The sequence below is a fragment of the Microbacterium sp. B35-04 genome (assembly GCF_010634885.1).
Lineage (GTDB): Bacteria > Actinomycetota > Actinomycetes > Actinomycetales > Microbacteriaceae > Microbacterium.
Genome location: NZ_MWLP01000005.1, coordinates 115,740 through 127,722, shown reverse-complemented (window position 1 = coordinate 127,722; position 11,983 = coordinate 115,740). Strand labels below are relative to the sequence as shown.

Below are 11,983 nucleotides of genomic sequence, written 5' to 3'. Positions count from 1 at the left end.
GGCCCCAGGAGACGACATGCGCATCACACGGATCGGCGGTCCGACGGCCCTCGTCGAGTGGGAGGGGTGGCGGATCCTCACCGACCCCACCTTCGATCCACCGGGTCGCACCTATTCGTTCGGGGCGGGAACGTCGTCCCGCAAGACGACGGGGCCCGCGGTCGACCTCTCCGACATCGGCGCGGTCGACATCGTGCTGCTGAGTCACCACCACCACGCCGACAACCTCGACGATGCCGGCCGCGCCGGCCTCGGCGTCGCGCGCACGGTGCTGACGACGATCGCCGGCGCCAAGAGCCTGTCGACGTCGGGCGCGCACCGCGACGCGAGAGGTCTGCGTGCCGGAGACGCCATCACCCTCACCGCCGAGGGCAAGCCCGACCTCGTGATCACGGCGACGCCGTGCCGGCATGGCGCTCCTCTCACGCGTCCGATCGTCGGTCCGGTCATCGGGTTCACGCTGGCGCGCGTGGGCGGCGCGCACCCTGTGCTCTGGATGACCGGTGACACCGTGATGTACCGCGCGCTGCGTCGCGTCGCCGCGGGCTTGCATCCGGACGTCGCCCTCGTGCACATCGGTGCGGTGAAGTTCCCGCTCACGGGCCCGCTGGCGTACACGATGGATGCCGACGACGCGGTCGAGCTGATCGGGCTGGCCGAGCCCGGCACGGCGGTGCCCGTGCACGTCGAGGGCTGGAGCCATTTCTCGCAGCAGGAGGATGCAGCGGCCCGCGTGCTGGACGCCGCCCCCGGCGCGGTGCGCGAGCGCGTCCGCTGGGCGCCCCTGGGGGAGCCGATCGAGCTCCCCTGACCGGCGTCGACACCGGCGCGGGCCGAGGCGCGGGCTGCGGCATCCAGTGTTCTGAGTGGGCTGTTCAGAAAGGCCGGAGGTCGCCGCCGATACACTTGGGGGTCCGCGTTCTGCGGAGAACATCCCCACCGAGGAGCACATCCCGTGACCGACACGACCTCGCCCGCCGAGACCGCCGAGCCCACCGAAGAGGAGATCTTCGAGCAGAAGGCCGTGCGGCTGGCCAAGCGCGAGCGGCTGATCGCGGAGCGGACGGATGCCGCAGGCGGGGCGTACCCCGTCAGCCTGCCGATCACCGACACGATCCCGGCGCTGCGGGAGCGTTTCGCCGACCTGGAGGCGGGAGCCGAGACCGGCGTCACCGCCGCCGTCGCCGGTCGTGTCGTGCTGAGCCGCAACGGTGGCAAGCTCTGCTTCGCCACGCTCCAGGCGGGCGACGGCAGCCGCATCCAGGCGATGGTGTCGCTGGCTGCGGTCGGCGCCGACTCGCTGCAGGCGTGGAAGGAGCTCGTCGACCTCGGCGACCACGTGTTCGTCAGCGGAGAGGTCATCTCGAGCCGACGCGGCGAGCTGTCGATCATGGTCTCGGACTGGCGCATCGCCTCGAAGGCCATCCTGCCGCTGCCGAACCTGCACAACGAGCTCAGCGAGGAGAACCGCGTCCGCAGCCGCTTCCTCGATCTCATCGTGCGGGATCGTGCGCGCGAGACCGTCGTCGCCCGCGCCAAGGCGAACGCCAGCGTGCGCCAGACCTTCGCGAACCACGGGTTCCTCGAGGTGGAGACCCCGATGCTGCAGGTGCAGCACGGCGGTGCGTCGGCGCGTCCCTTCATCACCAACTCGAACGCCTTCGACACCGACCTCTACCTGCGCATCGCGCCGGAGCTCTTCCTCAAGCGGGCCGTCGTGGGCGGCATCGACCGGGTCTTCGAGATCAACCGCAACTTCCGCAACGAAGGCGCCGACTCGACCCACAGCCCCGAGTTCGTCATGATCGAGGCCTACCAGGCGTACAGCGACTACAACGGCATCGCCGACCTGACGCAGGAGCTGATCCAGAACGCCGCCGTCGCGGTCACCGGATCCACCACGGTGACCTGGGCGGACGGCACGGAGTACGACCTCGGCGGCGAATGGGAGCGCCTCCCGATGTACGGCTCGCTCTCGGAGGCGTCCGGCCGCGAGGTCACGCCCGAGACGCCGCTCGCCGAGCTCGTCGCGTTCGCGAACGAGGTGGGCGTCGACATCCCGCCTCACGCCACCCACGGCAAGCTGGTCGAGGAGCTGTGGGAGCACTTCGTCAAGCCCGGTCTCGCCCGCCCGACGTTCGTCATGGACTTCCCGATCGACACCAGCCCGCTCGTGCGCGAGCACCGCACGATCCCGGGCGTGGTCGAGAAGTGGGATCTCTACACCCGCGGCTTCGAGCTCGCGACCGGCTACTCCGAACTCGTCGACCCCGTGATCCAGCGCGAGCGCTTCGTCGAGCAGGCCAAGCTGGCTGCGCGCGGCGACCTCGAGGCCATGCGCATCGACGAGGAGTTCCTGCGGGCGCTCGAGCACGGCATGCCGCCGACCGGGGGCATGGGCATGGGCATCGACCGTCTGCTGATGGCGATCACCGGTCTCGGCATCCGCGAGACGATCCTCTTCCCGCTCGTCAAGTAGGCGGAGCGCGCCGTCACCGCCGGCGCGATGTACTCCCACGACGGGCGCGCCTCGACGGTCGAGGGCGTCAGGTGAGACCATCTCGCATGGTCAACCGCTCAGACGCGAACTCTCCAGTGATCTCCACGCCGCATTTCGTCGGTCGCGATCCCGAGTTGGCCGCGCTCCGCGATGCCGTCTCCCGGCCGCCCGCGATCGTGCTGGTGGAGGGTGAGGCGGGGATCGGGAAGAGCCGACTGCTGCAGGAGTGGCTCGCCGGCGCGCCCACTCTCACCGCCCTGGTGTCGGTGTGCCCGCCGCTGCGGGAGTCGCTGACCTTGGGTCCGATCGTCGACGCGTTCCGGGGGATCGACCGACTCGTGGCAGGACTGCGGCTCACCGATCTCGCGGGCGCGCTGCGGCCGCTGTTCCCAGAGTGGTCCGGCGACCTGCCGCCCGCCCTCGAACCCCTCGACGACGCGAAGGCGGCACGGCATCGCCTGTTCCGCGCGCTCGACGAGCTGCTCAGGGCGCTGGGCGTGGGCGTCCTCGTCCTGGAGGACGCGCACTGGGCCGACGAGGTGACGCTGGAGTTCCTCCTGTTCCTCACCTCCCGGCAGCGCTCGGACGGACCGAGCCTGGTGATCTCGTACCGCCCGGAGGAGGTGGACGCCGGGTCGCTGCTGCTGCGGCTGACGTCCCGCCTGCCCGTCGGGGTCACCGGGTCGAGGATCGCCCTCACGTCGGTGGCACCCGACGACACGGCGTCGCTGGTGTCGTCGATGCTGGGCGGAGAGCCGGTCTCCGACGAGTTCCGCAGCTTTCTGCACGAGCGGACCGGGGGCATCCCCCTGGCGATCGAGGAGTCCGTCCGGCTCATGTGCGATCGTGCGGACATCACCTTCCGTGACGGGCAGTGGGTCCGCCTGGCGCTCACGGAGCTCCAGGTGCCGCCCACCGTCCGCGACTCCACCCGAGAGCGGGTGGACCGCCTGTCGCCCGCCGCGCAGCAGACGCTGCGGGCCGCCGCGGTCCTGGCCGAGTGGTCGTCCGAGGCCGCGATCGCTGCGACCGCCGACCTCACGCCCGAGGACGCGCGCGCCGGCATCGCTGAGGCGGCCGACGCCAGGATCCTGTCGGGCGACGACCGCGGCCGGTGGCGGTTCCGGCACGTCCTGGTCGCGACGGCGGTCTACGAGACCGTCGCGCGCACCGATCGCGCGCTCCTGCACCGCCGAGCCGGCGAGGCGTTGGAGTCCGTCGATCCGCAGCCCGTCGCGCGCCTGGCCCACCACTTCCGCGAGGCCGGCGAGACCCGGCCCTGGGCGCGGCACGCCGAGCAGGCGGCCGCGCAGGCGATGGCTTCGGGCGACCACACCGCTGCCGTCGTCCTGCTTGTCGACCTCCTGAGGGAGACGGCACTCCCGCCCGCCGACCTCGCGCGAATCGCGCGCACCACGGGGCTCGCCGCCTTGGGGCGCCGAGAGCCGGTCGACGAGGTCTACCACCGCGTCGTGCGCGGCCTGCGCACGGTGCTCGACGGCCCCGGGCTGTCCGCTCGCGAGCAGGCTGAGGTCCGCAACCCGCTGGGCCGGCTCTTGATCACCGGCGGCGAGGCGGCGGCCGCACGTGTGGAGCTCGAGCGGGCGGTGACGGACCTCGGCCACGACCCCGCCGAGGCGGCCAAGGCCATGACGTACCTGGGCTGGGCCTACGGGTCGCCGTGGCCGGCCTCCACCCATCGACGCTGGCTGCGGCGTGCCGCCGACCTCGCGGCGGGAATCGAGTCGCCCGCGGTCCGCCTGAACCTGACAGGCAACCGCGCGGCCGCGTTCCTCATGCTCGGCGACGACGAGGCCTGGGACGTCGTCGCCGGCCTGCCGTTCGACGGCGCGACCGCACCGGAGCGGCTCGACGTCGCCCGCATCCACACCAACATCGGGACAGGCGCGGTGATGTGGGGCCGGTACGCCGACGCGGAGCGGCACCTCGCCGTCGCGCTGCGGCTCGCCGACGCCGAGGAATCGTCGCGACTGCGCTTCAACGTCCAGCTCGAACTCGCCAACCTGGACTGGTTCCGCGGACGGTGGGAGGGGCTGGCAGACCGCAGCGCCGCTCTCGCCGAGGCCAACGCGGACCGGCCGGCGATCCACCTGGCCGGCGTCCGGCTGACCGCCCGGCTGGCCGCCGCGGCCGGACGCCGCCGAGAGGCGGAGGAGCAGTTCCGGTACGTCCTCGATGAGGCGACGCGGCTCGGCGCCGCCGACGACGTGATGGAGCCCGCCGCGGAGCTGGCGCGGCTGTGGCGGGCGGACGGTGATATGGCGCGGGCGCTGCAGATCACCGACGCGCCGCTTCGCACCGTCCGGGCAAAGGGGATCTGGCTGTGGGCCACCGACGTCGCGCCCGTGCGGGTCGATGCGCTGTTCGCCGCGGGGGAGCGCAAAGCCGCGAAAGCGCTCACCGAGGAGTTCGCCCGCGGGCTGCGCGGTCACACCGCTCCGGCCCCTCGGGCCGCGCTGGCGCTTTGTCGGGCGCACGTTGCTGCCGCGGGGGACGACCCGGCCAGGGCGGCTTCCGCGTACGCGCGGGCGGCGCAGGCGTGGGACGCGCTGCCGCGGCCGTACGACGCTCTGCGTGCGCGCGAGGGCCAGGCGGTCGCGCTCCTGGCGGCAGACCGCCTCGCCGAGGGGCGGCAGCTGCTGTCCGCACAGTACGAGGAGCTGTTCCGACTCGGCGCCCGCGGGGACGCCGACCGGGTCGCCCAGCGGCTCCGCGACCACGGCGCGGAAGTTCCCCGGCTGTGGCGCGGCGGCCGGAAGGGGTATGGCGACCGCCTCTCGCCCCGCGAGCTGGAGGTGGTCCGGCTGGTGGTCGCCGGCAGGACGAACCGGCAGATCAGCCAGATCCTCGCCAAGTCGCCGGCGACGGTGGACCAGCAGCTGAGGTCGGCCATGCGCAAGGTCGAGGTGACGTCCCGGACCGCCCTCGCCGTCAAGGTGACCGAGGCCGGACTGCTCGAGGACGACGACTTGGGTGTGACGCTCTCATAAAGATTGACGTATTCGCCGGATAGCGACGTGCGGGCTGCATGCCGAAACATGACCTGCATGTCCCACGACCCGGAGTCACGCGCGCGCCACGAGATCGCCGCGAGTGACGACTCGAACACCGAGCCAGAGCTGCCCCAGCCCGGTGGAGCGCGCACCACCGAGGGCGCCGTCGACCCCGACGGCGCTGCCGACCGTGCGCGCCAGAGCCACGACCCTTACCAACCCCTGTAGACCGGAGGCCCCACCCATGAGACTTATCGCCATCGCCACGTCGCTCGCCGTCATGGCCGGCCTGAGCATGGGTGCGCCGCTCCCGGCGGCCGCCGCCGAACCGGATGCTGTTCCCCCCGAAGCAAAGATCACGGGCGATCTGAAGGACCGGTTCCATGAGGACCCGGTCGCCGATTTCTGGATCACGTTCAACGCCAACGCCGACCTGGCGCCCGCCAAGGAGATCACCGACTGGGACGAGCGCGGTCAGTTCGTCTACGACGCGCTCAAGAAGTCGGCCAAAGCTTCCGAGGCGGCCGTGGCGGCCGAGCTCGAGGCAGCGGGCGTGAAGTACACGTCCTACCCGCTCGTCAACGCCGTGCTCGTCAAGGGCGGCACGCAGGACCTCGCGCTCGACGTCGCCTCGGTGGGGCAGGTCGCCGAGATCCACGCGTCGCCCCAGGTCGCGCTCGTCGAACCCGTCGAAGAGGAGACGCCGGCTGAAGAGGGCCTCCGCCCCGACGCCGCGGTCGCAGGCGACGCGGGCGTCAACGCGTGGGGGGTGGACGCCATCCGCGCCCCCGAAGCCTGGGCGATGGGCGCCACGGGCGCCGGTATCACGGTGTCCAACCTCGACTCGGGCGTCCAGTTCGACCACTCGGCGCTGGTGTCGAAATACCGGGGCGCCAAGCCGGACGGCACGTTCGAGCACGACTACAACTGGATGGCCACCCGGACCACCTGTTCGGACGCGCCCTGCGACGACAACGGTCACGGCACGCACACCATGGGCACGATGGTCGGCGACGACGGCACCAATCACGTCGGTGTCGCCCCAGGCGCGAACTGGATCGCGACCGACGGCTGCTGCAGCAGCTCCGGTGCCGAGTCGCTGCTGGAGTCCGGCTGGTGGCTGCTGGCCCCGACCGACCTGCAGGGCAACAACCCGGATCCCTCCAAGCGCCCCCACATCATCAACAACTCGTGGGGCCAGGACACCGAGCACGACTTCCACACCTTCTTCAATGCGATCGACGCGGCCTGGACGGCCGCCGGCATCTTCAGCGTCTGGTCGTCGGGCAACACCTCTCCGTATGCGGACTGCGACACCGTCTCCTCTCCGGGCGCGGCCCCGAGCGCCTACTCCGTCGGCGCCTACGACGTGAGCGGCAACCTGGGGGCCTTCTCGCGCAAGGGTGAGGGCGAGAACGGCCAGATCAAGCCTGAGATCTCGGCTCCCGGGGTGGGTGTTCGCTCGTCGTATCCCGGCAACCAGTACGTCGAGATGTCCGGCACGTCGATGGCGTCACCGCATGTCGCCGGCGCCGTCGCCGACCTGTGGAGCTACGACCCGACGCTGATCGGGCAGGTCGAGGAGACCCGTCGCCTGCTCGCCGAGTCGGCCGTCGACGTCGACAACACGTCGTGCGGCGGGACCGCCGACTTCAACAACATGTACGGCGAGGGTCGGCTGGACCTGCCCCGCCTGCTCGAGCTCGCGCCCCGTCAGGGCGGCACGCTGACCGGAGTGGTCACCGCGAACGGTGAGCCGGTCGTCGGCGCCGACGTGACGATCAGCGGACCGTTCACCCGCTCCGTCGGGACGGACGAGGCCGGCCGGTTCTCGGTGAACCTGCCCGTCGGCGACTACCGGCTGAGCACGAAGGTCTTCGGCTACCTCACCGCGACCGCCGAGGTCACGATCGCCCTGGGCGAGCAGTCCTCCGCCGACCTCCCGCTCACGGCCGCCCCACGGCACGACATCCGCGGCACGGTGGTCGACGGGGAGGGCGACGCCGTCCCGAACGCCGACGTCTCGGTCAGGGGCACGCCGCTGGACCCCGTCCGCACGGACGCCGACGGCGCGTTCGAGATCGCCGACGTGCCCGAGGGCCAGTACGGCATCGCCGTCACGCCAAACGCCTGCTTCTCGCCCACCTCCGTCCCGCTGACGGTCGGTGCTGAGAACGAGCGGCTGGAGATTCCCGTAGGGCTCGTCGTCGACGGCGGCGGCTACAGCTGCGCCGTCTCCGAGGGGGAGCACCTGCGGGGTACGGACAGACTCGACTTCGAGGCGCCCTTCGTCTGGTCCGAGGTGAACCTGCCGTTCCCGATCGCGCTCTACAACGGGAGCCACGACACGCTCGGCATCGGCCTGCGCGGCGTGATCTCTCCCGACGCTTCCACGGGACCGGGCTACGGCGGTGCCGGCGCCTTCCCGTTCTCCACCGAGACCCCTGTCGAGTTCGCTCCGGGTGGCGGCGTGTTCACAGCGGCGACGAAGCTCGACGGCGAGGACGCATTCGTCGTCGAGTACCGCGACGCCAGGATCTGGGCCTACCCGATCCGGTCGGAGTACAGCGAGCCGGTCGACTTCTCGGCCACGTTCACCCGCTCGGGCAAGATCGTCTTCGGGTACGGCGACGGCATCGGCACCGAAGACCCGGTGACGGCCGGCGCCCGCGCGATCACGGGCATCCAGGGCTGGGCCGGCGTGGACGGCATCCGGTTCTCCGACAACGCGCCGGTGCTCGAGGACGGGATGATCGTCACGTACGACCTGCCCGACTGGGGCTACCTCGACGCCACCGTCGTCGACAAGAACGACGGGCTGCCGGTATCCGGTGCCACGGTGTCGTTCACCGATGAGGACGGACTCGTCGAGTCCGTCACGACGGGGGGGACGGGCGTCGTGCACCGCCAGCTTCCCGTCGCCGACTACACGATGACGGTCGAGGCGCCGAACTACGTGACCGCGTCGTACGACTTCACCCTCGACGAGCTCTACGCGAAGGCGAAGATCGACGCGCGCCTGACCACCGGCGTCGCCGACCTGAAGTCCGACGGTCTGGACGTCCTGATGGGCACAGATCAGAACGGCGTCGGCTCGCTGACGCTGACCAACAACGGTTCCGCCCCGCTCACGTACGACCTGGGCGAGGCCGAGCGCCATCCCGAACTCGACGGCGCGGGCGCCACGACGCGCACCGGGACAGGGGCGGACAGCACCATCGACCTCACCGCCTGGACGGCCGGTGCGAGCGACATGACGCCGTCGAACGTCGACGGAGAGTTGGAGGCATCCGCCGCCGCGGAGGCGGATGCGGCCCTCAAGGTCGGCGCGACGGCCGGCGGCGAGGTCATCACCCGTATCGCGATCCCGGGCACCATCGCGGAGAAGGAGCCCTCGGGCGTCGGGTACGACGGAGACGTGTGGGTCCACGATTACGACAAGCGGACCAACACCGCCTACACGGTGACGGGCAAGTCCACCGGCAAGGTCTTCGACGCGGCGTGGAACCCCGACTACCGGGCTTTCGACATGGCGCTCGACACCGAGACCGGTGACATGTGCCAGATGGAGGACAGCCCTGACAGCTACATCCACTGCTTCGACCGGGAGACGGGCAAGGAGACCCGTCAGATCAAGGGTGACTGGTCCACGTTGCCCCTGACCGGGCTCGCCTACAACCCCGAGGAGGACGTGTTCTACGTCGGCGGCCGGAGCAACGGCATGATCGGGACGGTCGCGGGCACGTCTCACGACGACGCCGGCGCACTGCTGTCGTTCTGTGCCCCGCCGCTGCCGGAGATCATGGGCCTGGCCTACAACCAGGCGTCCGACACCATCTGGTACACGGACCGGACCTCCAACCGGCCCACCCGCCTGCTGCAGGTCGACCCCGAGGACTGCTCGCTCGTCAACGCGTGGTGGTTCCCCGGCATGAAGCTGGGCGCGGGTGGCGGCCTCGAGACCGACTCGACCGGCGCGCTGTGGGCGGTGGATCAGCTGACCGACGAGGTCCTGCTCGTCGACGTCGAGGACGACCTGTTCACCGACCTTCCCTGGCTGTCGCTCTCCTCGAACGGTGGCACCCTCGCCCCGGGAGAGTCGACCACGGTCAAGGTCTCGATCTCCTCCAAGGACGTCGACCCCGGCACGCTGGCCGCGAACGTCATCGTGCGGTCCGACTCCGGGCGGCAGTCGAAGGCCTACGTCCCGGTGACGCTCACAACCTCCGCCTACCAGGTGGCCGTCGACGCGGGCGGGTCCTCGTTCACCGATGCCACCGGCTTCGCCTGGTCTGCCGATCAGGCGGCCGGCGAAGGCACGTGGGGCTACCAGGGCAAGGACAAGGCGACCTCCACGCGCGCGCCGATCGCGGGCACCGAGGACGACTCTCTGTTCCAGTCCCAGCGCACCACGCCGGACCGCGACCTCGTCTACACCTTCCCCGACGTACCGAAGGGCACGTACAACATCGACCTCGGGTTCGCGGAGACCGAGCAGGTGGGCGTAGGCAAGCGGGTCCTCGACGTCCTCGTCGACGACGAGCTGACGCAGTACGCCTACGACGCCGCCTCCGCCGTGGGTCCGGACGCCGCCGACTGGCACACCGCCGTCGTGCAGCACGAGGGCGGACCGCTGACCGTCGAGCTGCGCGGGGCGAAGGGCCTGCGGGCACCGAGCGTCGGGGCGCTGCGCGTCACGCTCGACCCACGCGGGGCCGAGGCCGAACCGGAGCCTCAGCCCGAGCAGCCGGAACCGGGCCCTGTGCCCGTGGCGCCGGCGGGTCGCTCGTACTCGGTGCAGGTGACCGAGGGGCTCTACCGGCAGGGAACCACGGACTCCGAATGGCAGGGCGACGACCTGTGCGGCGTCCTGTGGTTCGACTCCAGCTTCCTGTTCCCGTTCTACGACACGGCCTGGGACGGCGTGTGCGTGACGACCAACGGATCGCTGGCATTCGACCGGTCGAGCAGCCAGGCGAGCAACACGGCGCTGCCCTCGCGAAGCCCGGTCGATGCCATCTACCCACTGTGGGATGACTTGATCGTCGACGACCAGGCGGGCATCTACTTCGGCATGACCGAGGTGGACGGGATCGCCGCGGAGGTCATCGAGTGGCGCAACGCCACCTTCTACAGCGACCGGACGGCCAGGGTGAGCTTCTCCGTCACCCTGATCGCGGACGGCCGCATCCAGATCGGGTATGGCGACGGCGTCGGCGGTGACAACCCCCTCACCCACGGGTCGTCGGCGACGGTCGGCCTGGAGAGCCTGACGCGCAACCCCGCCAGCCAGTACTCCTTCAATCAGCCGGTGCTGACGGCCGGGCTGGGGCTGGAGTACACGCTTCCGGCGTCGGGCACGATCGAGGGAACGGTCACCGACAAGAACGACGGCCAGCCGATCGCCGGTGCGATCATCACGCTGCGCGGTCCCGCCGGCGACCGGGTCATCACGGCCGACGAGCTGGGCCGGTGGAAGGCCCAGGCGCTGGTCGGCGAGAACACCGTGGAGGTCTGGGCGCCGAACTACGTCACGGCCAGCCACCCGGTGACCATCGCCGCGAAGGACCAGGCCGAGGTGGTCGACACCGCACTGACCACGGGCGTCCTGACGGTCACCCGAGGCGACCTCGATTGGCTGCTGGCCCAGGGCCAGATCGCCACGGCTGACGTCACCGTGACGAACACGGGCTCCGCCCCGCTCCAGGTGGAGCTGAGTGAGCAGCGGCGCACCGACGACGGCGGGCACGAGGCCGCCGACCTGCCGTGGCTGACCCTCACGGGCAAGGCCGCGGACGGCACGGTAGAGCTCGGGGTCGGCGAGTCCACCACGGTCACCGCGAAGGTCGACAACGCCGGCGTCGAGCCCGGCGTGCTCGTCGGGGACGTGCTCGTCGCGTCCAACGCCGGCAAGGACGCGTCCCAGTTCCAGCCGGTCCGACTGGCGACCTCCGCCTACTGGCAGGGCGTGGATGCCGGCGGGTCCGGGTTCGTCGGCGCGGACGGCTTCGTCTGGTCGCCTGACCGCGCGCTGGGCTCGGAGCCGTGGGGGTACGTCGGTGGCACCGATCGTGCCACCAAGGCCGACATCGGCGGCACGGAGGACGACGACCTGTACCGCACCCAGCGGACGGGCAAGACGTTCAGCTACGTGTTCAAGGACGCGCCCGCCGGGACGTACCGCATCGGTCTCGACTTCGCCGAGATCGACAAGGTCAAGGCCGGCATGCGGGCGTTCGACGTCCTGGTGAACGGGAACCCCGTGCTCCACGACCACGACGTCCAAGCCACCGTAGGCGCGCTGACGGCGGACGTGCAGGAGGTCACCGTCGAGCACGCCGGAGGCGATCTGACGATCGAGTTCACCGGCGAGATCAGCGAGCGCGAGCCGATCGTCAATGCCCTGAAGGTTCGGGAGGATCCGCGCCTCTGACCTCGTGCTGACGGGCCGCCGGCCCGTGACGGAGCC

The 11,983-nt window shown here is 71.0% G+C and carries 5 protein-coding genes; all 5 read left to right on the top strand.

All coding sequences use genetic code 11. The annotated features are described in order from the left end of the window. Positions 1 to 16: 16 nt before the first annotated feature. The 5 genes from B1729_RS01350 (at position 17) to B1729_RS01330 (ending at position 11,947) form a co-directional block, all read left to right on the top strand. On the top strand, positions 17 to 811 hold the full coding sequence (locus B1729_RS01350; protein ID WP_163630300.1) for an MBL fold metallo-hydrolase: 795 nt from the start codon (positions 17 to 19) through the stop codon (positions 809 to 811). Between the two features lie 144 nt (positions 812 to 955). Next, positions 956 to 2,479 (top strand): lysine--tRNA ligase, encoded by a 1,524-nt coding sequence (gene lysS, locus B1729_RS01345; RefSeq protein ID WP_163630298.1) that lies wholly within the window; start codon positions 956 to 958, stop codon positions 2,477 to 2,479. Between the two features lie 86 nt (positions 2,480 to 2,565). After that, positions 2,566 to 5,511, top strand: coding sequence for an AAA family ATPase (locus B1729_RS01340; protein WP_163630296.1), 2,946 nt, complete (start codon positions 2,566 to 2,568; stop codon positions 5,509 to 5,511). Positions 5,512 to 5,568: 57 nt separating this feature from the next. Further along, on the top strand, positions 5,569 to 5,742 hold the full coding sequence (locus tag B1729_RS01335; RefSeq protein ID WP_163616659.1) for a hypothetical protein: 174 nt from the start codon (positions 5,569 to 5,571) through the stop codon (positions 5,740 to 5,742). Between the two features lie 16 nt (positions 5,743 to 5,758). Then, on the top strand, positions 5,759 to 11,947 hold the full coding sequence (locus tag B1729_RS01330) for a S8 family serine peptidase (protein ID WP_163630294.1): 6,189 nt from the start codon (positions 5,759 to 5,761) through the stop codon (positions 11,945 to 11,947). Positions 11,948 to 11,983 lie beyond the last annotated feature (36 nt).